Genomic DNA, 25,680 nt, shown 5'->3' on the forward strand with positions numbered 1-25,680 from the left:
CGAGGGCCGCGCATCATGAGCGATCCGACGCCATCGGCCTCGTGGTTCCAGCGTTATCTACTGCCCGGTTTCGCGTTCAAGGCGGTGGTGATCGGCGGCGGGTACGCGACCGGCCGCGAACTGGCCGAGTTCTTCCTGCCCAGCGGGCCCTGGGGCGGCGTCGCCGGCATGCTGCTGGCGATGGCGCTGTGGAGCGTGGTGTGCATGGCGACCTTCGTGTTCGCCCACACCGCCCATGCCTACGACTACCGCAGTTTCTTCAAGCAGTTGCTCGGGCCGTTGTGGGGCTTGTTCGAATTCGCCTACCTGGCCTTGCTGATCGTGCTGCTGGCGGTGTTCGGCGCGGCCTCGGGCGCGATCGGCACGGCCATGTTCGGCTGGCCCGCGCTTGTCGGCAGCCTGTGCCTGGTGGTCGGCATCGCCGCGTTCGTCAGCTTCGGCAACGAAGCGGTCGAACGGCTGTTCAAGTGGGTATCGTTCTTCCTGTACGGCATCTACGCCTTGTTCGTGGTGTTGGCGCTGTCGCGGTTCGGCGATCGCATCGCGGCCAATTTCGCCTTGCCGCACGGCGGCGAGGGTTGGGCGCTCAACGGATTGACCTACGCCGGTTACAACATCATCGGCGCGGTGGTGATCCTGCCGATCGCGCGCCATTTCCGCGGCCGTCGCGACGCGCTCGCCGCCGGCCTGATCGCCGGGCCGCTGGCGATGCTGCCGGCGCTGTTGTTCTTCGTGTGCATGATCGCCTACTACCCGCAGATCGCCGATCAGGCGCTGCCCTCGGACTTCCTGCTGCAACGCCTGCAGATGCCGTTGCTGCATGGCGTGTTCCAGTTGATGATCTTCTCGGCCTTGCTGGAAAGTGGAACCGGCGCGGTACATGCGATCAACGAACGCGTGGCGACGGTCTGGCGCGCGCGGCGCGGCGAAGCGCTACCCAAGCGCGCGCGCCTGGCGATCGCCGCCGTGTTATTGATCGGTTCGATCTTCCTCGCCGACCGTTTCGGCCTGGTCGCCCTCATCGCCCAGGGTTACCGCGGCCTGTCCTATCTGTTGCTCGCCGTCTACGTAGTGCCGTTGCTCACCTGGGGTCTGTGGCTGTTGTGGCGCGGACGCCTGCGTCCGCCGGTCGCGACGCCGCCCCTCGCTCATTCCACTGGAGGACGTCCATGAAGTTGTCGCGTCTGAAATCCCTCGCCGGCACGCTGTTGCTGGTCGCCGGCATCGGCGCCCTGCGTGCGCAGCCGGCGCCGTTGTCGCCGGCGCCGCCCGTGGCCGCCTCGCCCGCGGTCGCGCCCGCTGCGGTCGCGCCCAGCCGACTCAACCCCGAGCAACTGGCGGCCTATGTCGACGGCGTGGTCGAGTCCTACCAGCGCCGCTTCGGCATCGCCGGGGTCACCGTCGCGGTGGTCGATGCGCAAGGGCCGCTGCTGTTGCGCGGTTATGGCGTGACCTCGCAGGACCCGCCGCGTCCGGTGAGCGCCGATCGCAGCTTGTTCCGCATCGGCTCGGTGTCCAAGACTTTCACTTACCTGGAAACGCTCAAGCTGATCGACGCCGGCAAGCTCAAGCTCGACGCCCCGGTCAACGATTACCTGCCGGCCGAGCTGAAGCTGCCCGACGACGGCTACAAGCCGGTGCTGCTGCGTCATCTGCTCACCCACACCGCCGGTTACGAAGACTCGGCCTTCGGCCACCTGTTCGCCAAGGACCCTAAGCGCACGCTGAGCTTGCACGACTATCTGCAAAAGCATCGTCCCGCGCGCGTGCGCGAGGCCGGCACCCGCGCGGTCTATTCCAACTACAGCGTCGCCCTGCTCGGCGAGGTGCTGTCGCAGGTCAGCGGCGTGCCGTTCGAAACCTTGATCGAACGCGATCTGTTCGCGCCGATGGGGATGGACCGCACCACCTTCCGCGAACCGCTCGGCGCCGGCGATCCGCGCGATTCAGGCGCCGCGTTCAAGGGCCTGTGGTCGACCGGTCATCAGCGCAGCGCGGGCGGGTTCGAACCCAAGGGCTTCGAATACATCGCCCAAGTCGGTCCGGCCGGCGCGGTGTCGAGCAATGCCGCCGACATGGGCCGTTATCTGCGCATGCTGCTCAATCGCGGCGAACTCGACGGGCGCCGGATCGTTTCGGCCGAGGCGTTCGCCAAGCTGGAAGGCGCGCCGCTGTTCCGGACCGCGCCGGATGCGACCGGCCTGGCCTACGGTTTCTTCCGTCGCCAGTACGGGCAGGTGCATGGCCTGGAACATGGCGGCGCGACGCTGTACTTCCATTCCAATCTGCTCGCGGTGCCGGAGTTGGGCTTCGGCGTGTTCGTGTCGACCAACACCGACTCGGGCCGGTCGCTGGCCGCGGAACTGCCGGCGCTGTTGCTGCAGCACTATTTCGAACGCGCACGCCCGGCCGCGCTGCCCAAGCCGGCGAAGGACGCGGCGACCGCGCTCGCGCCCTACCTTGGCAAGTACTTGAGCGAGCGCCGCAACCATCGCCAGTTCGAGAAACTGTTGACCGCGTCCAACGGCGATGTCGGCGCGACCAAGGACGGTTATCTGACCTTGAGCGCCGGTGGCGAAACCTCGCGCTGGGTGCAGGAAAAGGCCGACGTGTTCCGCGCGGTCGAAGGCCCGGGGCGGCTGGCGTTCCTGCGCGAGAACGGCGCGGTGGTCGGCTTCGTGTCGCCGTACGGCCACGATGTCTACGCGCGCGCCGGCATGTTCGATTCGGCGAACGCGCTGTACGGCTTGCTGGCGTTGAGCGTGCTCGCCTCGCTCGGGGTCCTGACCGGTGCCTGGCTGCGGCGGCGCGCGACGCCCAAGCACCCGTCGTCGCCGGCGCATCGCGGCGCGCGCTGGCTGACGATCACCGCGATCGCGTGGTTGTTGTTCGCGATCGCGTTCGGCGTGTCGTTCGCGCAGATCGTCTCGGCCGGCAACGATGCGATCTACAGCTATCCGACCGGCCTGCTGCGCCTGGCCTTGTGGTTGGGTTTGCTGCCGCTGCTGCTCAGCCTGCTCGACACCGCGCTGCTGTGGCCGGTGTGGCGGTCGAAGGACTTCGGCGTGTGGCGCAAGCTGCGCCATACCTTGGTGGTCGCGATCTTCCTGCTGACCGCGTATGCGATGTGGGTGTGGAATGTGATCGGCTGGAAGTTGTAAGGAACCACAGCGCGCGATATCGAAACCGATTGGCGACCTGAAACAAGAGCGTCGGGCTTGAAAGCCCTCCCACAGCAGACCTCGCCGCATCGGCATCTTTTGTGGGAGGCAGCTTCAGCCCCGATGCTTTCCGCTCGGATCGCCATGATCTGAAACGAGAGCATCGGGCTTGAAAGCCCTCCCACAACAGACCTGGCCGCATCGGCATCTTTTGTAGGAGGGAGCTTCAGCCCCGACGCCTTTCGCTCAGATCGCCGCGATCTGACACAAGAGCGCCGGGCTTGAAAGCCCTCCCACGAAAAGCTTTAGCACCACCGATACCCAGCCTCCGGCCCCGCTGTCTCCGATTTGTCACGAAACAGCCATAAATTGATCGAATCCCGCTGCGAGCGGTCCGCGATCGGACCTGTCGAGCGCACATTCAATCAAGGCCCTGCCCGCGATGCGTTACTTCAAGCTGCTTCTCCTGCTGACCCTGCTGCTGTCCGCTCCGCTCCAGGCCAAACCGCCGTACGTCGCGTTGGAGCAGCGGCTGACGCCGGACCAGTTGCGCGAAGTCGGCCTGTCGGCCGAACAACTGGCCACGCTCAACCGGATGCTGCGCGAAGCCGACAGCAACGCCGCGCCGGCCATCGCCGAATCCGCCGCGCAAACCAGCGACGGCCCGCAGGTCGGCGCCGGCGCGCCGCCGGTGCGCGCGCCCGGCACCGGCCAGTTCATCGGCCTCAACGACGAGCCGATCAAGAGCCGGCTCAAGCACGATGTCAGCGGCTGGGAGCCGGGCACCGTGTTCGAACTGGAAAACGGCCAGCAGTGGAAGGTGCTCAAGGGCAGCATGAAACTGAAAAAGCCGATGGTCACGCCCGAGATCGTCGTGGTCCCCGGCGTCGCCGGGCGCTGGTTCATGCAGGTCGACGAAGACATGCCCAAGGCACGCGTGTACCGGATCGATTGACCCTGCGATCGACACTGGATCGGTCGCGCCGCATCGATTGATCGCGCGGCGATCGATCCGACCGACGCATCGCTGACACAGGCCGGTGCTGGACTGTGCGAGCCGGCCGCGCTTCGGCCGGCCCACTCACGCCCAGGAACCCGCCCATGCCAGCACCCCGTATCGCCTTGCTCGCTCTCACCCTGATCGCCTGCGCCGCCGCCGGCAACGCCGATGCGGCCAGCGCACGCGACACCTGGGTGGTCGCCCAGATCCGCGACTACAACCATCCGTATGCGGCCACCGCGAGCGGCGAACTCGACACCAAGCTGGCGACAATGGCGCGCAGCGCCTACGACTTCTACCGCGGCAGCGACCACATCTTCTTCCAGGACATGGCCACCCGACCGGCGTCGGCGTATGCGACCGCGCAGACCGGCTATACCTGGATCGGCGGCGACACCCACCTGGGCAACTTCGACGCCGCGCGCGACAGCAGCGGCAAGGCCGTGTTCAAGGTCGCCGATTTCGACGAGGGCTATCTCGGCCAGTACGTGTGGGATCTGCGCCGGCTCGCCGCCAGCATGGTCCTCGCCGGCCGCGACAACGGCCGCAGCGATGCCGACATCGGCGCAGCCATCGACACCATGGTCGGCGCGTATCTCGACCAGATGAGCGAGTTCAAGGGCAGCAACGGCGAAGCCAGCTTCCGCCTGGACAAGGACGCCACCACCGGCGTGGTCGACGACACCATCGGCAACGCCGACGGCAAGACCCGCGCCAACCTGCTGGCGAAATACACCGCGCTCAGCGGCAGCGCGCGACGTTTCCAGAACCTATCCGACCTGGTCGCGGTGCCGGCATCGACCTACAGCGACGTGACCGCGGCGATGCCCGCCTACGTCAGCTCGATCGCCGCGTCCAAGCGCTACCCGAGCGGCTACTACACGGTGAAGGACGTGCATCGCAAACTCGGCTCGGGCGTCGGCAGCCTCGGCAAGCTGCGTTACTACGTGCTGATCGAAGGCGCGAGCACGTCGAGCTCGGACGACGTGATCCTCGAACTCAAGCAGCAGGCCGTCAGCGCGGTAGCGACCGCCGCGCCCGGACGCCTGCCGTCGTCGGCCTACGAAAGCCATCAGGGCATGCGGGTGGCGCGCACGGCGAAGGCCCAGGTCGTCAATGCCGAGGTGCTGATCGGCCATGCCAGCATCGCCGGCCTGCCCTTCTATGTGCATGAGAAGTCGCCGTTCCAGGAAGACTTCGATGTCGCCAAGCTCGACAGCGCCGGCAAGTTGAACACCGCCGCGCAGTACGTCGGACAGGCGCTGGCGAGCGCGCATGCGCTGGCCGACCAGGACTACGACGCTTCGGTGGTCAGCTACAGCATCGACAAGCAGGTCACCGATGCGGTCACCAGCCGCAGCGGCTTCAAGTCGGAACTGCGCGCCTTCGCCTTCGATTACGCCGCGCAGACGCAACTGGACTGGCAGGCGTTCGTCGAAGCCTATGAGGCGGGCACGCCGCTGTACTGAGCCGGATCGAACCGGCGATCAGCCGCCCCGTCGCTCAAGGACCAACGACAGGCGGCGCGCAGGTTCAATCCAGGCCGCTGCGTCCCGGCGCCCAGTACGGCTTGCTGCGCAGTTGGGTCGCATCGAAGCCGTGCGCCTTGAGCGCGCGGCCGACCCGCTGAATCGCCGGCGCGCGACCCGTCAGCACGAAGCTGGTGCGGATCTCGGCGCTGCGCCGCACCGCATCGATCGCTTCGTCCATATGGCTGTCGTCGTCGCGGCGTTCGATCAGGCGTGCGTTGCCCAAGCCCAGCGCGTGCAGCACCGCGCGCGACTGGGTCGGCGAGACCACTTCGAACACGCAGTGCAGACCCGGTTCGTCGCGGCGCAAGGCCGCGGCGAGTCCGAACGACGTCTCATCGCCGAACAGCACCGTGCACGACGCGAGGTTCTGCAGGTTCAAGGAACCGCGCGGACCGAACAGCGCCCTCGCCTCGCCGGCGTGCGCGCCGCGCACCCAGTCGGCGCCCGGGCCGTGGCCGTGGCCGTGGCAGTAGCCGACGATGCGCATGCGACCGCTGTGCGGATCGAATTCGAACGGGGTGTAGGTGCGGGTCTGCAGACCGCCGTCGAGCTTGATCTGGACCTTGTCGCCGGGCAGCCAGTCGTACTGTTTGAGCGACTCGCCCTGCAGGGTGATGAATCGGAAATCCGGCTGCGGCGCCTGGACTTCGGTGACCTGCACCATGCGCATCAGCAGGCGGGTGAAGGCGCGTTCGATCAGGCCGGCGCCTTGCGGCAATGACAGGGGAACCGCGGTTTGTCGCATACGCAATGCACTCCTGGCTCGGTGATGCCGGTGACGATCGGCGCGCTGGCGCACCGATCGCGCGTGGGCGGCGCGTGCTCTGCGCCGCTCGTGCATGGGCGGCGCGCATTCGCGCCGCCCGGGGCTCGCGCTCGGCCGCGAAACAAAGGCCGCCGAAACGACCCGGTGAAGCAAACTGGTACTCGCCGCGACGGCGGCGTCAGAAACTGCGCGACACGCCGAAGAACACCTGGCCCACGCCGTCGGTGTCCTCGGCGATCAACGGGCTGTCGGTGATTTCGTCGGGCAACACCTGATAGGTCAGGTTGGCGATGAACCGCCATTTCTCCGCGAACGGCTTGGCCACGCTGACGCCGACATACGGGATGGTGACGCTGCCGGGGCGATAGCTGACCACGCCGCGCGCGACTTCTTCGTCCAGGGTGCCGTAGTAGTAATTGGCCAGATCCTTGGACAGCAGGCTGACGCCGGCCGTGGGCGTGATCAGCAGGCCGGCGGCCTTCATCGGATAGCGGTAGCTCAGATCGGCCTCGTAGCCGCCGCTGACATCGCCGATATCGCCCTTGAGTTCGAGCTGCACTTCGCCGGCCGAACCGCGCCAGCTGGCCGACACACCGGCATCGATACTGTCGTCGCGATCTTCGAGCAGGTCGCGGTTGATGCCGCGGCGGGCCAGTTCGCGCCGGCCGAAATCGTCGGCGTCCATCGCATCCAGACGGCCGGACAGGAAGCCGTCGAGCACGAAACTCTCGTTCTGGATCAGGTGATAGCCGGCGGTGATGCCGCGGAAATAGAAGCGCTCGCCTTCGTAGCCGAAGAACGGAATCGCGCGGGTGTGGTTGCCCTCGCCCGCGTACAGCTCGGTGCGCATTCCTCCGGCGACGCCGATGCTCCAGTTGGACGGCGCAACGTCGGCGCGCTCCTCGCCCTCCTGCCGCACCTGAGCCGATACCGCAAACGGAAGCAGAAGCACGAACGGCGTTACGACGCGAACGAGGCGCATGGGGAAGTCCTGAAGTTTGGGGGGGGGGGAATGATTCAGTGCGACCGCGGCGGCTGCGCACTCCCGCGAAGCTAGCGAGCGGGGTTTAAGAGTTCTTTAAAAAACGGTCGTGTTGCACGGCCATGAGTCCGGCAACGACTCGTGGGTTTAGCGGCCGTTGTGGAAACCACGCCGCAGCCGCGCGACCACACCGTGGCGTATCGCTCGCGCCATCCGCGATGCGCATGCGGCATTGCGAGGCGAACGCGTCGCGATGCACGGTCTTGATCTGTGACGCAGCATGCAATCGAATCGATGCGACGCGTGGCGACGTGTCGTGCTCAGCTCTCGCCGGTCAGCATGTCGATCAAGGCCCGCGACGCGGCCGACAGACGCCGGTGCGGTGCGTAGATCAGCGAGAACGGCCGCGAGCGCCCGCGCAGTTGCGGCAACAGTTCGACCAGCACGCCGCGGCGCAGGCGTTCTTCGACGATGAAGTCGTAGCTCTGGCAGATGCCCGCGCCGTGCTCGGCCAGCGAGACCACGCCGAGCACGTCCTCGGACACGCGCAGCGACGACGGCGGCGCCCAGTCGATGTCGCGTTCGCCGTCGCGCAGCAACCAGTTCGCGATGCGGCCGGTGCTCGGCATCTCGAACGGCAGGCAGGCGTGCTTCGACAACTCGTCCAGATCGCGCGGCAACCCGGCGCGTTCGAGATACGCCGGCGAGGCGACCACGCACAGCGACGCGTCTTCGAGCTTGCGCGCGACCAGTCCGCTGTCGGGCAAGGCGCCGAGCCGGATCGCCAGGTCGAAGCCTTCGGCGACCAGATCGACATTGCGATTGGCGATGTTGAGTTCGACCTGCACGCCCGGATAGCGCTGCAGATAGCGTTGCAACACCGCGGGCAAGCGGTAGTGGCCGTAGGTGGTCGGCACGCTCAGACGCACGCGCCCGCTGAGTTCGCCGTCCTGGCCCTGGATCGCGCGCTCGGCGTCGTCGATCAGGGCGAACGCGGCGCGGGTGTGTTCCAGGTACAGGCGCCCGGCCTCGGTCAGGCCCTGGCGCCGGGTCGTGCGGCGCAGCAACTGCGTGCCCAGACGGGTTTCCAGCCGCACGATCGCCCGGCTGATCACCGACGGGGTGGTCGCCAGCGCCACCGCCGCGGCGGTCAGCGAACCGTGCTCGATCACCGCATTGAAGGCTTCCACGTCGCCGAGGTGGTCGAATCGACGGCTCATCTTTGCCTCTAAAGAACAAATTATTTGCCTTTACCTGAGTTTATCGCCGCCGATGGACGCAATACAGTGCCCGCTCACTCCTCCCGCAGGCCAAGACCATGAACCCGACGTCCGCCGCTTCGCTCAAACCCGTGCTGTTCGTGCTGACCAGCCACGCGCTCAAGGGCGCCACCGGCCAGCCGACCGGCTACTACCTCGGCGAGGTCACCCACCCGCTGGCCGAACTGGACGCCGCCGGCATCAAGGTGGAGTTCGCCTCGATCCAGGGCGGCGAGCCGCCGGTCGACGGCCTGGACCTGGACGATGCGATCAACGCGGGCTACTGGAACGACGACAACTTCCGTCAGGCCGTGCGCACTACCTTGAAGCTGGACGATGCCGACGCCTCGCGCTACTCGGCGATCTTCTTCGCCGGCGGCCACGGCGCGATGTGGGACTTTCCGGGCAGCGCCGCGGCGCAACGCGTCACGCGCGAGATCTACGAGAACGGCGGCACAGTCGCCGCGGTGTGTCATGGGCCGGCGGCGTTGGTCAATGCGATGTTATCCAACGGCGAGTACCTGGTCGCCGGCAAGCGCGTGAGTGCGTTCACCGACGAGGAAGAACGCGCGGTCGGACTGGCCGACGAGGTGCCGTTCCTGCTCGCAAGCAAACTCGGCCAGCGCGGCGCGCTGCATCAACCGGCGCCGGACTGGACCGCGCAGGTCGTGGTCGACGGCCGCCTGATCACCGGACAGAACCCGCAATCGGCCGCCGGCGTCGGCGCGGCCCTGCGCGACAGCCTGCTCGCGCGCGCTTCGGCATGAACTGCGCATAGCACTGAGGAACACTTCGATGAAAACCTTTCATGCCCTCGCCGTGTCGCTCGCGTTGTTGCTCGCCGCCAGCGGCGCCCATGCCGGCCACGTGCTGGTGGTGCTGTCCGATGCCGACCAGCTCGAACTCAAGCACGGCAAGACCTTCGCCACCGGCTTCTACCTCAACGAACTGATGCAGCCGGTCAAGCTGTTGCTCGACGCCGGCCATCAAGTCAGCTTCGCCACCCCGCTCGGCCTCGCGCCGACGCTGGACCGCGGCTCGGTCGATGCGATGTACTTCGGCGGCGACGCGACCGCGTTGCAGACGCATCGGGCCTTGCTGGAAAAACTCGCGCTGACCTCGCCGGAAACCTCGCCGGTCATGAGCCTGGCGCGGGTCGAGCAACTGGGCTACGACCGATTCGACGCGGTCTATGTCCCCGGCGGCCACGCGCCGATGCAGGACCTGCTGGACAGTCCCGCGCTGGGCCGCCTGCTGAGCGATTTCCATTCCAAGAACAAGACCACCGCGCTGGTCTGCCACGGCCCGATCGCGCTGCTGTCGACCTTGCCGCAGGCGCATCAGTTCAGCGCGCGACTGGCGCAGACCGGCAAGGCGAGCGCGCCGCCGGACTGGATCTACGCCGGCTACCAGGTCACCGTCATCAGCAATCAGGAAGAAACCATCGCCAAGCCGCAACTCATGGGCGGCGAGATGAAGTTCTATCCGCAGACCGCGCTGGAACAGGCCGGCGTTCGCTATCGCAGCAACACCCAGCCGTGGGCCTCGAACGTGGTGACCGATCGCGAACTGATCACCGGGCAGAATCCGGCGTCGGCGGTGGATGTGGCGAAGGCGTTGCTGCAACGGCTCAAGTAAGCCGCGGCCGGGTCGCGCCATCGCGCCACGCCATCGCTCGATGGCGCGGCCGGTGGCCTGGGCGCCGGGGATCGTTTGCCGATGTCACACACGCGCCAGGTCGTTCGTCGAACCGATAACGACCCGCGTTGCAAACGCCAACCACCCCGGAGCCATCGCCATGAACCAGCCGCCGCGCATGCACAACCCCGCCGTGATCCTGCCCGATACCATGAAGGCACTGTGGGCGCTCAAGGCCTCGGTCGAGAACAAGGGCGTGGCCGACGCCACCTTGATCCTGATCGAATTGCGCGCCAGCCAGATCAACGGCTGCGGCGTGTGCGTGGACATGCACGCGAAGATCGGCAAGCAACACGGCGAAACCGACGAACGCCTGTTCGCGGTCGCGGCCTGGCGCGAAGCGCCCTACTTCAGCGACGCCGAGCGCGCCGCGCTGGCGCTGACCGAAGCGCTGACCCGGATCAGCGACCGGCCCGAACCGGTATCCGACGCGGTCTGGGCGCAGGCCGCGCGTCATTACAGCGACACCGCGCTGTCGGCGCTGATCGTCGCGATCGCCAATATCAACGTGTGGAACCGGTTGAACGTCGCGGTGCGGCAGCCGGTGGGGTCGTGGAAGATCTGAGCGTTGCGGGGCGACTGCAACTGCCAGAGCAAAAGCAAATCCCCGCGCCGCCAGGTTCACTTGTATCCCCGCATCGACGGGCGCCCGCCCCCTTTTTCAAAGTGGGCGACGATTTACGCGACGGCAATGCAATGCAGATCGCCGCTCTCCAAGCGATTCCCCCTTTGAAAAAGGGGGCCAGGGGGAATTTGCTTTTCGCCAGCAGATCGCCGCGTAACGCAAACAAGAACAAACCCTCACGCAGTCGAACTGGACCGCAACAGCTCCATCGCAGACCCAATCCCGCGCGCCGAAGCCACCTCAACCGGCGCAGCAGATGACCCAGCCCCCGCACCGGCATCGAGATACGCCTGCACCGCGGCCAGATCGTTCTTCTCGATCGCGTGCTGCAACAGCGTATGCCCGTCCTTCAAGCTCGCGTTCGGATCGAGCCCGGCCGCGAACAAGGCCCGCAGGCACGCGGCCGAGCACGGCAGCTTGAACTGGCTCAAGCGCCAGGCGTTGGACAGCAGGTTCGGCCGGCCGACCACCAGCGCGGCCAGCAGGCGTCCGACGATCAATGCCGGCATCTGCTTGTCCGACACGGTGGCGTGATTGCGATACGACTCCACGCAATCGAATTCGATCGCCGCGCTCGCGCGCGCAGGCCGCGCGCCCTGCGCCTCGCGCTCGCGATGGATGCGTTGCAGCGCCCAATGCTGGAACTCGGGCAACAGCACCAGCGGATCGAAGGCCCAGCGCAGGTCGCGCGCTTCCAGGTAATCGGGCAGGAACGCGAAATCCTCATCGGCCTCGCGCGGCGATTTGAGCACCGCCTGCCATGCGCGCAGGCGGCCGCGCGCGGCGCGGTACTGGCTGTCGGGAAACCAGTCGGCCTTCTCGTGATCGCAAAGCGGTCGATCGCCCAGCGCGCGGTACGCGTCCAGGCGCCGACCGGCCTGTTCCAGGCTCGCCGCATCGGGCCGGTCTTCCAGCGCCAGCAAGGCGGCGGCGACATTGCCGACCCGAGACAGCGCCGTGCGGATCGCACCGGTCGCGGCGGATGGCTGGGCGAGCAGATCGAATGCGCTGGCCAGGGCGCGGCCGAGGGTCCACGGATAACGGGTGCGATGGCCGTCGGGCGTGCTCCACTGGGTGGCGTCGCGGATATGGCTGGCGATATAGGCGTAGAGCACGACCGGATCGCGCGGAAAACGCTTGAGGCTTTCGCCGGCGACGCGGCGGCGGTTGCGGTTGCTGGAATCGGGAATCAGCAATTCGGCCTGGAGATCAGCCAGGTCGATGCGGGCACGGTCCGTCATGCGAACGAGTCCTTTCGGGGGGATGGACGTCCTAGTCCAGACGAAGCAACAGCACGTATCCCGCACCCGCCGACTTATGCGCGGTTCCAAAACCTGAACGACAAAAACGCAAAACGGCGGCCCCGTCGGGCCGCCGTGCGCTGTGTTTCAAAAGTCTCGCGACCCAAGGGCCGCGACCTGCTTCGCATCAAACGATGCCGATCAACTCATCACCGCGCGCCGCGTTTCCTGTTGCTGCTGCGTCTCGGCCGCTGCCGGCTGGGCCTGCGCGGCGAGCTGCGGCGGCGGCGACAAGGCGCGTGCTTCCTCGACGAACGCGCGGCGGCTGCCGGGATCGCCGAGCCCGCCCTGGACGATGAAGAAACCGCCGCCGTCGCGGCCGGGCACCACGTGATCGATCCGGTCCATGCCGTTGGCGCGCGCATCCAGCGCGGCATGCGTGGCGGCGTTGCGATAGCCCTGCTCGCCGCGGAAATCCATCGCCTTGGCATCCATGCCGTGCAGGCCGCGCAGCGCCTGGTCGTACAGGCCATGGTTCGGGTGCGAGGGATGCGACAACTGCGCCGTTGCCTGCACTTCGCCGCGCGACCCGGCCGACGCGGCGATGCCGACCTCGGCGTTGGCGTTGCCGCGCACGCTGCGATCGCCGTCGGCGCGCGCCGGATCGCTCGCGCTCACGCCGTTGCGGGCGACCTCCGGCGAAGCCATCTCCTGCGCCTTGATCACCGCGTCGATGTAGTGGATATCGATGCCGTGCTTGATGCCGTTGCCGGGGATCATGCGCTTCCAGAACGACTGCGGGTCCGGATCGGGCAGTTCGATCTTGTGGCCGACCGCATCGGGCATCGCCCACTTCAACGGGATGCTGTGCTCCTGCAGTTCGGTCAGGATTTCGTTCTTGACCGAGTAGCGGCGGATCTGTCCGTTGTCCTTGACCTCGTCCTTGGCCGCGTCGGCATCGATGCCGAGCCGCTCCAGGGTCTTGTCGTGGACGCCGGAGGAATTGAAGGTCACCGCCGGAATGCCGCTGGCGATCGACGCCGCGCCGCCCAGGCCGCCGCCGAGCGAATGGCCGGTGATCACCACCTCATTGCCGAACGCGACCTTGGCCTCGCGCGCCAGCGCGATGGCCTGGTTGTACTGCGCATCCTCGAAGCCCAGGCCCTGGCGGAAATTGGTCAGCCAGTCCTTGCCTTCGTCGGTGCCCGAATAGGCCAGCACGTAGTGGCCCTTGTCGTCGCCGTAGACGCGGGCGAGGAAACCCGAGTCCTTGTTTTCCAGCGTCGACGGATCGATGCCCGCGCCGCGCAACTGTTCGGCGCTGAGCGGCTTGAAGCCGTCGATGCCGGGGCCCTGATCGTAGAGGTCGTCCATGATCCGGGCGAGCGTCTTGTCGATCGGTTTGGCGTCCAGGCCGCGGACCTGGTCGGCGAACGAAGGCTCGCCACTGGCGGGTGGGACGGACTGCTGGCTCATGCTTCGATCTCCCTGAATCCTTGGAATTCCTGCTCGCTTCGAAATATCGCCGACGCCGGCCGCGCGATCGCGCCGCGGCGCATGCGCGGTTTCAGCCTTCCACCGCTATACCGTGTTCGCCCAGCCAGGCGACCAGCGCATCGCGGTCGCGCCGCGTCGTCGCGTTCAACAGCGAGGCCGGGGTCATGAACAGATAGCGCTGGAAGGTGACGTTCTGGGCGTTGCGCGCCCGCGCGTCGGCGCCGGCCTGCAACAGCGCCAGCGCGTGATTGGGCTGATTGATCTTGCCGGCCACGTGCAACGCGGTGTTGCCCATGCGGTCGGCGTGATTGACCTGCGCGCCCGCGGCCAGCAAACGCTGGAACTGCGCCGGCCGCTCGCCCATCAGCGCCGCGCTCAACGGCGTCGCGCCGGTATGCGCATGCACGGTGTCCGGATCGGCGCCGTGCGCGAGCAAGGCGTCGAGATAGGCCGGATCGTTGGCCATCGCCGCCAGATGCACCACGGTGCTGCCGTCGATGCCCGGCTGCGCCGGATCGGCGCCCAGGTCGAGCAAGGCGTTCAGGCCGTCGAGACTTTTGTTGAGCACCGCCCATTCGAGCAAGGTGACGTTCTTGTCGCCGTGGCTGCGTAAATCCACGCCCTGCGCCAGACGCCGAATGTCGGCCACTTCGCCGTCGGCGACGGCTTCGGCCAGATCGGCCACCGCCGGATCGGCGAATACTTCATGAATATCTACCGCTGCCATTGTGGACTCCTCCTGAGCACCTGCTGGACTACCCCTACGCCCACCGACAGGCGGGACGTGTAGCGACTTCCCCGCCGATGGGCGGGAGATCGAGCGACGCGCACGGTGACTGTCCCCTGCCGTAGTGACGAGCACATACGGTTACGTACCGTGGCGTTGGGAGCCTAGCAAGAACCCGCCGCGACATGCCGTGCTGACAAGTCGACGGCGGTCACAGTTCAGCTGCGCCGCCGGTCAAATTGGACGGACGGCAAGCTGAATGCGCGACCGCTTCGCGGGTTTCGCCGAGCCGACACTGCGACCGATGCCGCCGCCCGCAGCTCAGCATCGCCTGCGCATATGGCAGGCGTGCGGCGATGTGGCGAACGATCGCGCGCCGCGGTCGTCGCCATCGGCTTTTGATTTTTTTTTTTTTCCCCCCCCCCCCCCCCCCCCCCCCCCCCCCCCCCCCCCCCTCCCCCCCCCCCACCCCCCCCCTGTGGCGAACGATCGCGCGCCGCGGTCGTCGCCATCGGCTTTGATTCGCGCCATGCCGCCTGCGACTTTTTTGTCGTCGGCGATATCGGCATCGCATGCGCTTCGCAGCCCACGAAGATGACTGCCGTCATGCGTAGACGGTCACGGTGACGTTCTGTGATGCCGCGCGCGGATGCCCGGTGTCAACGTGATAAAAACGCGCGGTCGATCGTTTCGCGCATACGGACGGATGCGCGAAACGCCGCAAGCTTCACCGTCCAGCACATCGCACCACCACGCCACGCGAACCCGCCCGCGTCGTCGCGAACGGTTCGCACCACGCACTGCTAGGAGAGTTTCATGCCCATGAATGCGGAAATCTCACAGGACGTCCTCAACCGCCTGCTGTCCGAAAGCATCGGCTCGCCCGATCTGAGCGACGACAAACTGGTCGACCTGTCCAGCAACCTGCTCAGCCTGTCCTGCGTCTACACCAGCTGCCACAACTGCCGCGAGTGAACCCGGCCTTCCGGTGATCGATGCGGGCTGCACCGCAAGGCGCAGCCCGCTTGGCATCCGGTCTTCGGCGATACCCCGATCCTTCCGCACCGACACGATTCCATCGACCCGGCCCTGCGGCCGTTGCTGCGCTGGGCCGAACCGATCATCGCGCCGGCGCGCGAGCGTTGCCTGGCGCAGTGGCGCGGGCATGCGTTGCGCGACCGCCACGCCTTCGATCTGGACCGTCTGCGTGCGAGCATCGAGCATGCCTTCGCCGCGCCGGCGCTGGCCTGGAGCCAACGCAGCGTGCTGCTGGAACTGGCGATCGCGCGCCATCGCGGCAGCTTGGTCGGCGATACGCCGCAACAACGCCACGGGTATTTTCTCGACTGGATCGACAGCGCCGCGGGCCGGCGCGAACTCGACGATCGCTATCGCCTGCTGAGCGCCGACATCGCCGCGCAGGCGACGCGCACCGAAGCATTTCTTACTCAGTTCGCTCAGCGCCTGAGTGAAGACCGCGCGCAACTCGCGCCGCTGTTCGCGCATGCCGACGAACCCGGCCGCCTGCTCGACTTCGATTGCGGCCTCGGTGACCGCCACGATCACGGCGGCAGCGTCATCGATCTGCGCTTCGAACACGGCCGCGTCTTGTACAAGCCGCGTTCGCTGGCGATGGACGGCGCCTACGCGACGTTCCTCGCGCGCCTGGCCGAACACGGCATCGAACCCGTGCAAGCGGCGGCCACGACCCTGGACCGCGGCGACTACGGCTACGCGGCCTGGATCGAGCACCGGCCGCTCGCCGACGAACACGCCGCGCAACGTTACTACCAGCGCTACGGCGGCCTGACCGCGATCGCATATGTCCTGGCCTGCACCGACCTGCATCTGGAAAACCTGATCGCCTGCGGCGACTACCCGATCGTGATCGATCTGGAAACGGTATTGCAGCCCTGGATGACGCGCGCCGCCGCATCGCAACCAGGCGTCCGATCCACCGGCCCCTACGCACCGTCGGTGGTGTTTTCCGGACTGGTGCCGGGCGGCCGCAACGAAGCGGGCGCGCAGGACCTCAGCGGCCTGGCCTGGGCCGAGTACCGCTTCGACACGCGCCGCGCGGTCGATGCCGACAGCGATCAGCTGCGCCTGGCGCCGATCGAGTCGATCGCGCCGCCGGGACGCAATCTGCCGCATCTCGCCGACGGCCGCCGGATCGCGCCGCATCTGCACAGCGAGGCGATCGTCGACGGCTTCGATCGAACCTATCGCGGACTGTTGCGGCTCAAATCCAAGCTCGATTTCGACGATGGACTGCTGGCGCCGTTCGCCAGATTGCGAACGCGCGCGCTGCTGCGCTCGACCCACATCTATGCGCGTCTGCTCGACGCCTTGTCGCATCCGCAGCACCTGCAATCGCAGCAGCAACGCGACGCGGTGCTGGCGCGGCTCGAGGTCGGACAACGCGAGTGGCCCTTCCTCGCCCGTACCCAGGCCGCCGAGCGCGAGGCGCTGCTGCGCGGTGACGTGCCGCGCTTCACCATCGCCGTCGACGGCACCGGCGTGGAGGACGGCGACGGCCGCCGCATTGATGCGGTGTTCGCGCGCAGCGGTCGCGATGAAGCGCGGCGCCGGCTGCGCATCCTGTCCGAGCGCGATCGCCAGCGACAGACGTATACGCTGACGCAATCGCTGGAAAGCCTGCGGCCGTGGTCGGCGATCGAAACCGAACGCGATTCGGCGCAGACGCATGCGGCAAGCAGCTCCGACGACGACGCACACCGCAGGCTTGCGCTCGACACCGCCATCGCCCTGGGCGACGAACTGCTGCGCCTGTCGTTCAACGGCCGCGGCGAACGCGCCTGGTTCCAGCCCGAATACCGCAACCGTCCCGAGCCCTCGCTCGCGCCGATGGGCCTGACCTTGTACGAAGGCCTGCCCGGGGTGCTGTTGATGTTCGCCGAACTGGGCGCGCAAAGCGGCCTGCTTCGTTTCACCCGCGCCGCCGACAGCGTGCTGACCGCATGCCGGCGTCAGTTGCGCGAAGACCCGCACGCACTCGCATCGATCGGGCCGTGGTCGGGATACAGCGGCTGGATGTATGCGCTGCTTGTCGTGGCGCGACGCTGGCAGCGCGCGGACCTGCTGGACGAAGCCGCGTCGATGGTGCCGCGGATCGCCGACCGCATCGCCGCGGACCGAGATTTCGACCTGATCAGCGGCGCCGCCGGCGCGCTGCGGGTGTTGCTGGAACTGCAACGCCTGCGCCCGAGCGCACAGACGCTGACGGCTATCAACGCTTGCGCAGCGCACTTGATCGAACACGCGCAGCGCGGCGACGACGGTGCGTGGTGGCGCTGCCCCGCCTCGCCCGAACGCGGCCTAGGCGGCTTCGCTCACGGCAATGCCGGCATCGGCGCCGCGCTGGCGGGCCACGCGACGCTCACCGGCGATGACGCTGCGTTGCAACTCGCGCGCGAGGCTCTGCGCTACGAACGCAATGCTTACCGACGGCGCGGACAGCGCTGGTACGACCTGTTCGAACACGCTGCGCCATCGGATGGCTGTCCCGACGCTGCAAGCGACATCCACTCGTGGTGTCACGGCGCACCCGGCGTCGGTTTCGCGCGACTGTTGCTGCCCGAATCGTTGCGCGATGCGGCCTGGCGCGAGGATTTGCGCCAATGCATCGCCAGCACACGCGAGTCGGGACTCAACGGCGGCCACTGCCTGTGTCACGGCCAGTGGGGCAATCTCGACCTGCTGATCCAGCACGCCGCCTTGCGCGGCGATCGCGACGCTCTCGCCGAATGCCGCGCACTTGGCGCGGCTTTGATCGAACAGGCGCATCCGCACTGGCATTGCGGCGGCCGCTCGCCACGCGAACGGCCGCTGGGATTGATGGTCGGCCTGGCGGGCATCGCCTACGGCTGCCTGCGGCTGGCCGATCCGGCGAACGCGGCCTGCGTGCTGATGCTTTCGACCGGGCCGCAGATCGTCGCGACACAGTGATCACGAGGCGCCGCGGCTGCGTCGGCCTGCGCCGATCGCAGCCACGACCATGCCTCAATAATCCGCGGGATTCGCGCTGAAACGCACCGGCACGTCGACCTCGATGCAGGCGCCGACCGGCAACACCGCACCGCTGACCTGCACGCTGCTGCCGCCGACCGCGCCGCCGCTGACCGGACAGGTGCCGCCGCCACCCGCGCTCGCGCAGGTCCACGGCGCGCTCAGGGTCGCGCCCGGCGGCAGGTTGTCGCTGACGCTTGCGCCGTTGGCCGCGTCCGGGCCGTCGGTATTGCAGGCGCGCAAGCGATACGTGGCCAGACTGCCGGGTGTGTAGCTCGCGTTGTTGTCGTTCTTGCTCAGCGACAACGACACGCACACCGCATCGACCGACGCGCTCGCGCGGTTGTCGGCGACGCCGCCCGGCGCGGGCGTGACGAAACCGCTCTGCGCCGAGCTGCCTTCGGCCAGAGGCGCATTCGCCGCGATGGTCGACACGTTGGCGATCGCCGCGCATTGCCCGGCGCCGAGCGTGGCGTTGATCGTGTAGCTCAGGCTGCCGCCGGCCATGCCGTTGCCGGCCGGCAGCGTCGCGTTGCCGCTGATCGCGCCGGTGCCGCTCGCGGCCGGACAGGTCGCGCCGCCGCTCGCGGTGCAAGTCCACGAATTGAACGTCAGCCCGGCCGGCACCGCGTCGGACACCGCGGCGATCGCATCGTGCGCGGTGGTGTCGCCCACGGTCGGACGCGCGGTGTTGTTGCGATAGGTCACGGTGAACTGGGTGGCGCCGCCCGGCGCGGGCGTGGCGTTGGCGACCGATTTGGTGGTCGACAGATCGACGTCGTTGTCGCTGATCGTCAACGTCGCCACGGTCTGACCCGCGGCCGCCGAGCAGGTCGTGGTCGAGGTCAGGGTGTAGTTGGTCGGATCGGGCTGCACGGTGAAGATTGCGGTTTCGTTGTTCTCGATGACCGCATCGTCGACGATCGCGATCGGCAAGGCGAAACTGCTGTTGTCGTAAGTGCCGGCCGGTATCGCCACGTTGACCGTGTTGCCGCTGCCGGAGGTGACGGTGAAATCGCTGCCGAGCGTCGCGGTGCCGCCGGTGATCCGCACCGGCACGACGATGCCGCCGGCCGGCACGGTGCCGATGATGCGCAACTGCGGCAGCACCGCGGCCTGGCCTTCGCGCGTGGTGACGTTGGTGGCGACGAATTCGATGTACGGCCGCAGGGTGATCTGGATTTCGTCGAGAAAATTTCCCAGCGAAATGCCGCCGCTGCTGCTGTCGGCGGCGAAACCGACCTGCTGCACGCCGCTGGTGCCCGCGTAAGTGAAGCTGCCGCTGTAATCGCGCCAGCCGTTGCTGGTGCCGCCGATGGTCAAGCTGCCCTGCGTGGCCGAGGACGCGGTGCCGGCTGTGTCGACCCGATCACTGCCGTTGTTGGTGGTGCCGATGCGCGCGATCTGGCTGTCGACCGCGACCGCGGTGCTGGCGATGGCGTTGATGCCGAAACTCATCACGTCCGGGGTGGTGGCCGAATTGCGGCCGCGATGGCTCAGCCGCCAGCTGATCACCTCGCCATTGGTCAGGCAGATGTTCTGGAAGATGCGCGAGGCCTGGCTGGCGTTGAGTTCGGCGTGCTGCTTGCCGGCGCGCGCCGGCACCGAACTGAAGTTGTTGCCCCACAATTCGATCAGCGGGCCGGTGGCCGGATTGCCGACGACTCCGCAACCGCCGGTAATGCCGGACGGATGCGTCGTGTTCCAACCGGTGACCTGCTGCGGTCCGGCGAAGAACCCCACGCAGGCGGTGGTGCCCAGGTCGGGCTGTTCGAAACCCAGATTGACGAACGTGCGCTGGACCTGTGCCTGCACCGGCATCGCGGCCAGGGTCATCAACGCGAGCAGGCCGAACCGGCGCCGCCCATGCGGCGTGCGCTGGGTGGAAGACTGGATCATCAACGACGTACTCCCCTGTAGGCAGCGATCGCCCGCCCTCCTCCCGTGCGACGGTGGCCGCCCCGGCCGCGACTGCGTGCCCGGATCGCGCCCCCTTCCCGTCGAACGGCTGGCGCCGAACGCTAATGCGGTGGTCGACGACACAAAGTGTGTCGTACGTCGCATTTTATAAGCCAAGATGTGAGTGTCTTGTTGCAAAAAAGCAACGTGAATGGGGCTTCGGGAGAGGGGAAGCCGCATTCATCTTGGGAAATTTCGCTGTCGGTTGGGGTTGCCCTGTTCAGGTCAGGTGTGTGGCGGAGGTTCGCTGAGCGGGTCGGCTTGCCGTGGACCCGCATCTGTTCAAGCACGAGGGCGCGCGGCCACACGGCCTGCCTGTAGGAGCGACGCAAGTCGCGACCGCGAAAACGCACCTACGGCGCAGGCTTCGACGCTGTCGAGATGTCGCGGTCGCGACTTGCGTCGCTCTTACAGGCAGGCCATGTGGCTTTTGCTTGAGCCTGAAGTCGCGCAGTTCACCCAGCGCTGCGAGGCAACTCACTCGCGTTAGCAACAGCACACCCGGAGGGCGACGCGCAGGGATGCGCGTCGCGCGCCACCGGGACATGGATGTCCCGTGTGGCGCGTGCCCGCGTCGGCTCCGCACTTGCGGGCACTTGATTCACAACAAAGCATTTTTCTTTGGTTACCTTTCTTTTGTTGCTTTAGACAAAAGAAAGTAACCCGCCCGCTTGCGGGCGGAAGCTGTTGCCTTTGCCTCAAAGGCTTTGAAGCTTCAAAGCTTTGAAGCTTCAAAGCTTTGAAGCTTCAAAGCTGAAGCTGGATCAAAGGCTTCCGCCGCTAAAGCGGCGGGTCACTTTCTTTTGTCTAAAGCGACAAAAGAAAGGTAACCAAAGAAAAACGCTTTTCTTTGAATCAAGGGCCCGCAAGTGCAGAGCTTGCGCAGGCATGCGCCACACGGGACATCCATGTCCCGGTGGCGCACGGCGTGCATCCTGCACGCCGCCCTCCGGGTGTGCGGTTGCTAACGCGAGTTACATGCCTCGCGGCGCTGGATGAACTGCGCGGCTTCGGGCTCAAGCAACAGCTCGAATCTCGAATCTCGAATCTCGATTCCCGAATCTCGATTCCCGAATCCCGAATCCCGAATCCCGAATCCCGAATCCCGAACATGATCAACGTTGATAGTCGGCCACACACGCCGACAAACGTTCCACCCCACCCCATGCCTCGAACCGCCGCTGCGCCGCCGGATCGATCCGTTCGGGCGTCATGAACGGCGCAGCGCGATCGCCGCTGCCGGGAAAGATCAACACCACCGCCTTCGGCACGGTCCAACCGCGACCCGCGAACGGCGGTTTGCCGCGTACTTCCAGATAATTCTGCGGCACCGCCTCGCGCCCGAGCAGACGGCCGTTCAAGGCGATCGAGGCTTCGCCGAGTTGTCCGGACGGGCCGGAGTCGCCGATCACCGCGAACACCGGCCGCCCGCTGCCCGGCACCATCGCCACCGCGAGGTCGCCGATCTTGGCGCGGCCGGCGAAGGCCGACGGGCTTTTCGGAATCACCAGCGCCGGCGTGACCAGCGCATCGACATAGTTGGCGATGTCGCAGGCATCGCCGACAGCCGGCGCGTGCAAGGCCGTGGCCGATACCAGGAAACCGTCCACCGGCGGACACGGCTTGCCGTTGCGGAACGGAATGATCGACGGCGAAATCCGGGTGGCGCGCAATTGATCGGCCGGCCAACCCGCGGCGCTCGCCTGCTGCGTGGCGATGCGGCGCGCGCGCAATTGCGCGCTGGACAAGCCGGCGCAACCGTCGCTCATCGCATTGCACAGATTGTTGAGCGCGTGCCGCTCGCCCCAGAAATCCTCGACGCTGTACGAACGCCGGGTGCCGTCGGTGTTGACGTTCAAGCCTTCGACGAACAACAGCGACGACGCGTTCGCATCGGCCCACACCGCGGTGCGTCCGCCGCGCGCGTTGCCGTCGGCCTGCTGAAACGACAGGCGCATGTCGCACTGCGCGCCACGCGCGGGCGCGACCGCCAACAGATAGATCCCGATCAATGCCGCGAGCGGCAGCCAGCGTTTCACGGCGAATGATGAATGCGCAGCCATGGCGCGCTCCTTGTGCCCAGACCTTGAGGAGAACGCCGGCGCGGGCTCGGGCCGGCCAAGCCTCGTTGACAGGCCATGCCGGCCGGGGTTCACTTCAAGGCGCCGCACCTTCGAGCGGCGCGGCCAAGGACGCATGCCCATGCTCGGATCGATTCCAGCAAGATCGATACTTCTGCTTTCGCTGCTAACGCTCAGCGCCTGCGCCGCGGTCGACGCCCGATCGTCGAGCGCCGATCCGAGCGAAGACACCGCGGCAACCACGACCCGCTACGAATTCGAATTCGATTGCCCGCCTTCGGGCAAGTTCCGCATCGCCGGCACGACCCAATGGGTGGACGATCACGGCTATCGCTCGCAAGTCAGCGAGCTGCGCATCGGCGCCAAACCGCTCGCCAAGCGCTGGATCGATGAGATCAACCGCCGCATTCCCGCCGAGGCGTATCAAGAGCGTCCCTGGCTGACCTGCAGCGGCGGCGGCGCGTCGATCGAGCTGCGTTTCGTCGATCGCAACGACGGCAGCGTCGCCCGCTCGCCGCGCCTGAAATTCATCGTGCATCGCGAAGGAACCGTAGAGTTTTTGGATTGATTCCAGCCATCGAACGCAAGGAGCCCGCCATGGCGAAGATCGGACAGAACAACACCAACCCGGACCTGGCCCAGACCGAGGAGCTCGCCAAGGATCTGGCCAGGCAGATCGAGGCCAAGAAGGATCATGAAAAGGTCGAATACGTCGCCGTGGTGTACAAGGACGGCGATGAATTGAAGACCACGCAATTGTTCTCGAAGGGCAGCTACAACTCGGCGCCGCTGAGCGACGCCATCGCGGCGGCCGGCGGCAAGGACAAGGTGCTCGCGGTGGTGCATAACCACACGCAGAAAAATGTCGACATGCAGTTCGACAAATCCACCGCGCAAGCGATGGAACGGCTTCCGTCGTCGCGGCCCCACGACAAGGACAACCCCGCCGACTGGGATGTGGCGCGCAAGCAGTTCGGCGATCGCACGGACGTGGCCTATTACCTGCTCGATCCCAAGGACAAACTGCGCCGCTACGACTACGCCGACCGCGAACATTGGATCGACGAAGTGAAACCGGCGACCGGACGTGAGGCGGCAAGCGGCAGCAAGACATTCCATCCTGCTCCGGAGATGGATATGCAGCCGTCGCTGAAGCCGGCGGAGCCGTCGCCGACGCCCGCATCGACGCCGGCCCTGGGCGACGCCACGGTTTCGCTGTCCGACCCTCGCGCCACGCGCTTGCAGACCCAGGCGCACGAAGCGGTCGCCCAAATGGAGGCCGGACTGGGCGTGGCCTGGACCGGCAACAGCGAACGCGTGGCCGCCTGCGTCGGGCGCCTGGCGTATCAGCAAGGCTTCGACGGCATCGTCGCGGTCGCGCCCAATCGCGCCACCGCCGATCACGCCGCCGGCGAGCTGATCTGCGTGCAAGGACGATCGTCGAGTCCGGACCCTTACGCCAATCGCGCCATCGTCGCGACCGCCGAAGCCATGGCGACGCCGGTCGAGGAATCGCAACGCCAGACTCTGGCGCTGCAGAACGAAAACGCGCGCCAGAGCCCGGCCGAGCCATCGCAGCAGGCTTCGATGTCGCGCTGAAGCTGCATCGCGGCCGACGATGCGTTCGGCAACAAAAAACCCCGCTTTCGCGGGGCTTTTTGCATCCACTATCGCGGCGAACTCAGGCCCACGGGTCGCGCAGCACCATGGTGTGGTCGCGGTCCGGGCCGGTGGAGACGATCGCCAGCTGGCAGCCGGCCAGTTCTTCCAGCGCGCGCAGGTAGGCGCGCGCGGCCGGCGGCAGCTTGTCCCACTCGGTGATGCCGTGGGTGTTTTCGTCCCAGCCCGGGAATTCCAGGTACACCGGCGTGCACTCGTCCCAGCCGGCCGCGTCCAGCGGCGCGTATTCGGTGCGCTTGCCGCGGTATTCGTAGGCGATGCAGATCTTCAGGGTCTTCATGCCGTCGAGCACGTCGAGCTTGGTGATGCACAGGCCGGTGATGCCGTTGATCGCGACCGCGCGCTTGAGCGCGACGATGTCGATCCAGCCGCAGCGGCGCGGACGGCCGGTGGTGGCGCCGTATTCCTGGCCGCGATCGCGGATGCCCTGGCCGACTTCGTCGTCGAGTTCGGTCGGGAACGGACCGCCGCCGACGCGGGTGGCGTAGGCCTTGGCGATGCCGAGCACGTAGTCGATCGAATCCGCGCCCACGCCGGTGCCGGCGAGTGCGCCGCCGACGGTGGTGTTGCTTGATGTGACGTAGGGATAGGTGCCGTGGTCGATGTCGAGCAGCGAACCCTGCGCGCCTTCGAACAGCACGCGCTTGCCCTGCTTGCGCAGGTCGTGAAGGATGCCGGCGACGTCGGACTTCATCGGCTCGACGTATTCGCCGAACGCCAGCGCTTCGTCGAGCGTCTGCTGGTAGTCGACCGCATCGACGCCGAGGTACTTGGTCAGCACGAAGTTGTGATAGTCCAGCGCGCTGCGCAGCAGTTCGGCGAGCTGGGTCGGGTAATGCAGGTCGGCGACGCGGATGCCGCGACGCGCCACCTTGTCTTCGTAGGCCGGACCGATGCCGCGGCCGGTGGTGCCGATGGCCTTGCCGCCGGCGGCCTTCTCGCGGGCCTGATCCAGGGCGATGTGGTACGGCATGATCAGCGGCGTGGCCGGGCTGATCTTCAGGCGCGAACGCACTTCCACGCCGGTTTCCTCGAGCTCGCCGATTTCCTTCTTGAGCGCGGCCGGGCTCAGCACCACGCCGTTGCCGATCAGGCACAGCGCGCCTTCGCGCAGGATGCCCGAGGGAATCAGGTGCAACACGGTCTTCTTGCCGCCGATCACCAGGGTGTGACCGGCGTTGTGGCCGCCCTGGAAACGCACCACCGCACCGATCCGCTCGGTCAGCAGGTCGACGATCTTGCCCTTGCCTTCATCGCCCCACTGGGCACCGAGAACGACGACTGACTGACCCATGAGTCCAAACTCCTGCGCTTGCTGTTGAAGCGGCGGTTGCCGCGAGGTCCGTCCGGTCCAGTCGCAGCCGATGCCGCGCCACAGGGCCATGAACGGAAAAAAGCCGGCGGGGATGGCCCCGTCCGGCTTTTGTGCATTATCCGGACTTC

General features: G+C 67.0%; 20 protein-coding genes and 1 pseudogene. 11 read left to right on the forward strand and 10 right to left on the reverse strand.

Annotation, left to right across the window (positions count from 1 at the left end):
* Nucleotides 1–15 precede the first annotated feature (15 nt).
* Complete coding sequence (locus KME82_RS17225) at nt 16–1,173, forward strand: YkvI family membrane protein (RefSeq protein WP_215495140.1); 1,158 nt, start codon at nt 16–18, stop codon at nt 1,171–1,173.
* Nucleotides 1,170–3,161 (forward strand): serine hydrolase domain-containing protein, encoded by a 1,992-nt coding sequence (locus KME82_RS17230; protein ID WP_215495141.1) that lies wholly within the window; start codon nt 1,170–1,172, stop codon nt 3,159–3,161. Before KME82_RS17225 ends, KME82_RS17230 begins: the two co-directional genes overlap by 4 nt.
* Before the next feature lie 119 nt (nt 3,162–3,280).
* Here KME82_RS17230 and KME82_RS27170 read toward each other — a convergent pair.
* A pseudogene (locus KME82_RS27170) lies at nt 3,281–3,346 on the reverse strand (DUF6053 domain-containing protein); the annotation flags it as partial.
* A gap of 257 nt (nt 3,347–3,603) precedes the next feature.
* Here KME82_RS27170 and KME82_RS26640 point away from each other — a divergent pair.
* Together KME82_RS26640 and KME82_RS17240 are read left to right on the forward strand one after the other, a co-directional pair.
* Nucleotides 3,604–4,116: a hypothetical protein gene (locus tag KME82_RS26640; RefSeq protein WP_252255386.1), complete on the forward strand. Its 513-nt coding sequence runs from the start codon at nt 3,604–3,606 to the stop codon at nt 4,114–4,116.
* Between the two features lie 146 nt (nt 4,117–4,262).
* The gene (locus KME82_RS17240; protein WP_215495142.1) at nt 4,263–5,630 is read left to right on the forward strand and encodes a DUF2252 domain-containing protein; all 1,368 of its coding nucleotides are present in this window, start codon (nt 4,263–4,265) and stop codon (nt 5,628–5,630) included.
* A gap of 64 nt (nt 5,631–5,694) precedes the next feature.
* Here KME82_RS17240 and KME82_RS17245 read toward each other — a convergent pair whose 3' ends face one another.
* The 3 genes from KME82_RS17245 to KME82_RS17255 all read right to left on the reverse strand — a co-directional run bounded on the left by KME82_RS17245 (nt 5,695) and on the right by KME82_RS17255 (nt 8,661).
* Entirely contained in the window at nt 5,695–6,438 is a 744-nt protein-coding gene (locus tag KME82_RS17245; protein ID WP_215495143.1) for a siderophore-interacting protein, read from the reverse strand.
* 199 nt (nt 6,439–6,637) lie between these two features.
* Nucleotides 6,638–7,441, reverse strand: coding sequence for a MipA/OmpV family protein (locus KME82_RS17250; RefSeq protein ID WP_215495144.1), 804 nt, complete (start codon nt 7,439–7,441; stop codon nt 6,638–6,640).
* A 320-nt stretch (nt 7,442–7,761) separates the two neighbouring features.
* The gene (locus KME82_RS17255) at nt 7,762–8,661 is read right to left on the reverse strand and encodes a LysR family transcriptional regulator (protein WP_215495145.1); all 900 of its coding nucleotides are present in this window, start codon (nt 8,659–8,661) and stop codon (nt 7,762–7,764) included.
* Between the two features lie 98 nt (nt 8,662–8,759).
* Here KME82_RS17255 and KME82_RS17260 point away from each other — a divergent pair, with 98 nt between their 5' ends.
* From KME82_RS17260 to KME82_RS17270, 3 genes are all read left to right on the forward strand, one after another.
* Nucleotides 8,760–9,467 (forward strand): type 1 glutamine amidotransferase domain-containing protein, encoded by a 708-nt coding sequence (locus KME82_RS17260; RefSeq protein WP_215495146.1) that lies wholly within the window; start codon nt 8,760–8,762, stop codon nt 9,465–9,467.
* 28 nt (nt 9,468–9,495) lie between these two features.
* Nucleotides 9,496–10,338: a type 1 glutamine amidotransferase domain-containing protein gene (locus KME82_RS17265; RefSeq protein ID WP_215495147.1), complete on the forward strand. Its 843-nt coding sequence runs from the start codon at nt 9,496–9,498 to the stop codon at nt 10,336–10,338.
* A 160-nt stretch (nt 10,339–10,498) separates the two neighbouring features.
* Entirely contained in the window at nt 10,499–10,963 is a 465-nt protein-coding gene (locus KME82_RS17270) for a carboxymuconolactone decarboxylase family protein (RefSeq protein WP_215495148.1), read from the forward strand.
* Between the two features lie 236 nt (nt 10,964–11,199).
* Here KME82_RS17270 and KME82_RS17275 read toward each other — a convergent pair whose 3' ends face one another.
* The 3 genes from KME82_RS17275 to KME82_RS17285 form a co-directional block, all read right to left on the reverse strand.
* The gene (locus KME82_RS17275) at nt 11,200–12,264 is read right to left on the reverse strand and encodes a hypothetical protein (RefSeq protein WP_215495149.1); all 1,065 of its coding nucleotides are present in this window, start codon (nt 12,262–12,264) and stop codon (nt 11,200–11,202) included.
* Nucleotides 12,265–12,465: 201 nt separating this feature from the next.
* The gene (locus KME82_RS17280; protein WP_252255388.1) at nt 12,466–13,740 is read right to left on the reverse strand and encodes an XVIPCD domain-containing protein; all 1,275 of its coding nucleotides are present in this window, start codon (nt 13,738–13,740) and stop codon (nt 12,466–12,468) included.
* A 91-nt stretch (nt 13,741–13,831) separates the two neighbouring features.
* On the reverse strand, nt 13,832–14,488 hold the full coding sequence (locus tag KME82_RS17285) for an ankyrin repeat domain-containing protein (RefSeq protein ID WP_215495150.1): 657 nt from the start codon (nt 14,486–14,488) through the stop codon (nt 13,832–13,834).
* 816 nt (nt 14,489–15,304) lie between these two features.
* Here KME82_RS17285 and KME82_RS17290 point away from each other — a divergent pair.
* Together KME82_RS17290 and KME82_RS17295 are read left to right on the forward strand one after the other, a co-directional pair.
* The gene (locus KME82_RS17290) at nt 15,305–15,463 is read left to right on the forward strand and encodes a hypothetical protein (RefSeq protein ID WP_157754082.1); all 159 of its coding nucleotides are present in this window, start codon (nt 15,305–15,307) and stop codon (nt 15,461–15,463) included.
* Nucleotides 15,464–15,586: 123 nt separating this feature from the next.
* A complete protein-coding gene (locus KME82_RS17295; RefSeq protein WP_215495151.1) occupies nt 15,587–18,457 on the forward strand; it encodes a type 2 lanthipeptide synthetase LanM family protein in 2,871 nt (956 codons plus the stop codon).
* A 54-nt stretch (nt 18,458–18,511) separates the two neighbouring features.
* Here KME82_RS17295 and KME82_RS17300 read toward each other — a convergent pair whose 3' ends face one another.
* Both KME82_RS17300 and KME82_RS17305 read right to left on the reverse strand, forming a co-directional pair.
* Entirely contained in the window at nt 18,512–20,416 is a 1,905-nt protein-coding gene (locus KME82_RS17300) for a DUF11 domain-containing protein (RefSeq protein WP_215495152.1), read from the reverse strand.
* Nucleotides 20,417–21,591: 1,175 nt separating this feature from the next.
* Nucleotides 21,592–22,539, reverse strand: a complete 948-nt coding sequence (locus tag KME82_RS17305; RefSeq protein WP_215495153.1) for a glycoside hydrolase family 75 protein — start codon at nt 22,537–22,539, stop codon at nt 21,592–21,594.
* 139 nt (nt 22,540–22,678) lie between these two features.
* On the opposite strand from KME82_RS17305, the gene KME82_RS17310 reads away from it, so the two are divergent.
* Nucleotides 22,679–23,125 carry a hypothetical protein gene (locus tag KME82_RS17310; RefSeq protein ID WP_096415128.1) on the forward strand — a complete coding sequence of 149 codons (447 nt, stop codon included), beginning with the start codon at nt 22,679–22,681 and terminating at the stop codon, nt 23,123–23,125.
* Between the two features lie 29 nt (nt 23,126–23,154).
* The gene (locus KME82_RS17315; RefSeq protein ID WP_215495154.1) at nt 23,155–24,156 is read left to right on the forward strand and encodes an XVIPCD domain-containing protein; all 1,002 of its coding nucleotides are present in this window, start codon (nt 23,155–23,157) and stop codon (nt 24,154–24,156) included.
* A gap of 82 nt (nt 24,157–24,238) precedes the next feature.
* Here KME82_RS17315 and KME82_RS17320 read toward each other — a convergent pair whose 3' ends face one another.
* Complete coding sequence (locus KME82_RS17320) at nt 24,239–25,531, reverse strand: adenylosuccinate synthase (protein WP_056112691.1); 1,293 nt, start codon at nt 25,529–25,531, stop codon at nt 24,239–24,241.
* Nucleotides 25,532–25,680 lie beyond the last annotated feature (149 nt).

Source organism: Lysobacter capsici (genome assembly GCF_018732085.1).
GTDB lineage: Bacteria > Pseudomonadota > Gammaproteobacteria > Xanthomonadales > Xanthomonadaceae > Lysobacter > Lysobacter capsici_A.

Bases quoted from the DNA above. Each gene is read 5' to 3' on its own strand.
- KME82_RS17225 (WP_215495140.1), top strand. From the start codon at position 16: ATGAGCGATCCGACGCCATCGGCCTCGTGGTTCCAGCGTTATCTACTG.
- KME82_RS17230 (WP_215495141.1), top strand. From the start codon at position 1,170: ATGAAGTTGTCGCGTCTGAAATCCCTCGCCGGCACGCTGTTGCTGGTC.
- KME82_RS26640 (WP_252255386.1), top strand. From the start codon at position 3,604: ATGCGTTACTTCAAGCTGCTTCTCCTGCTGACCCTGCTGCTGTCCGCT.
- KME82_RS17240 (WP_215495142.1), top strand. From the start codon at position 4,263: ATGCCAGCACCCCGTATCGCCTTGCTCGCTCTCACCCTGATCGCCTGC.
- KME82_RS17245 (WP_215495143.1), bottom strand. From the start codon at position 6,438: ATGCGACAAACCGCGGTTCCCCTGTCATTGCCGCAAGGCGCCGGCCTG.
- KME82_RS17250 (WP_215495144.1), bottom strand. From the start codon at position 7,441: ATGCGCCTCGTTCGCGTCGTAACGCCGTTCGTGCTTCTGCTTCCGTTT.
- KME82_RS17255 (WP_215495145.1), bottom strand. From the start codon at position 8,661: ATGAGCCGTCGATTCGACCACCTCGGCGACGTGGAAGCCTTCAATGCG.
- KME82_RS17260 (WP_215495146.1), top strand. From the start codon at position 8,760: ATGAACCCGACGTCCGCCGCTTCGCTCAAACCCGTGCTGTTCGTGCTG.
- KME82_RS17265 (WP_215495147.1), top strand. From the start codon at position 9,496: ATGAAAACCTTTCATGCCCTCGCCGTGTCGCTCGCGTTGTTGCTCGCC.
- KME82_RS17270 (WP_215495148.1), top strand. From the start codon at position 10,499: ATGAACCAGCCGCCGCGCATGCACAACCCCGCCGTGATCCTGCCCGAT.
- KME82_RS17275 (WP_215495149.1), bottom strand. From the start codon at position 12,264: ATGACGGACCGTGCCCGCATCGACCTGGCTGATCTCCAGGCCGAATTG.
- KME82_RS17280 (WP_252255388.1), bottom strand. From the start codon at position 13,740: ATGAGCCAGCAGTCCGTCCCACCCGCCAGTGGCGAGCCTTCGTTCGCC.
- KME82_RS17285 (WP_215495150.1), bottom strand. From the start codon at position 14,488: ATGGCAGCGGTAGATATTCATGAAGTATTCGCCGATCCGGCGGTGGCC.
- KME82_RS17290 (WP_157754082.1), top strand. From the start codon at position 15,305: ATGCCCATGAATGCGGAAATCTCACAGGACGTCCTCAACCGCCTGCTG.
- KME82_RS17300 (WP_215495152.1), bottom strand. From the start codon at position 20,416: ATGATCCAGTCTTCCACCCAGCGCACGCCGCATGGGCGGCGCCGGTTC.
- KME82_RS17305 (WP_215495153.1), bottom strand. From the start codon at position 22,539: ATGGCTGCGCATTCATCATTCGCCGTGAAACGCTGGCTGCCGCTCGCG.
- KME82_RS17310 (WP_096415128.1), top strand. From the start codon at position 22,679: ATGCTCGGATCGATTCCAGCAAGATCGATACTTCTGCTTTCGCTGCTA.
- KME82_RS17315 (WP_215495154.1), top strand. From the start codon at position 23,155: ATGGCGAAGATCGGACAGAACAACACCAACCCGGACCTGGCCCAGACC.
- KME82_RS17320 (WP_056112691.1), bottom strand. From the start codon at position 25,531: ATGGGTCAGTCAGTCGTCGTTCTCGGTGCCCAGTGGGGCGATGAAGGC.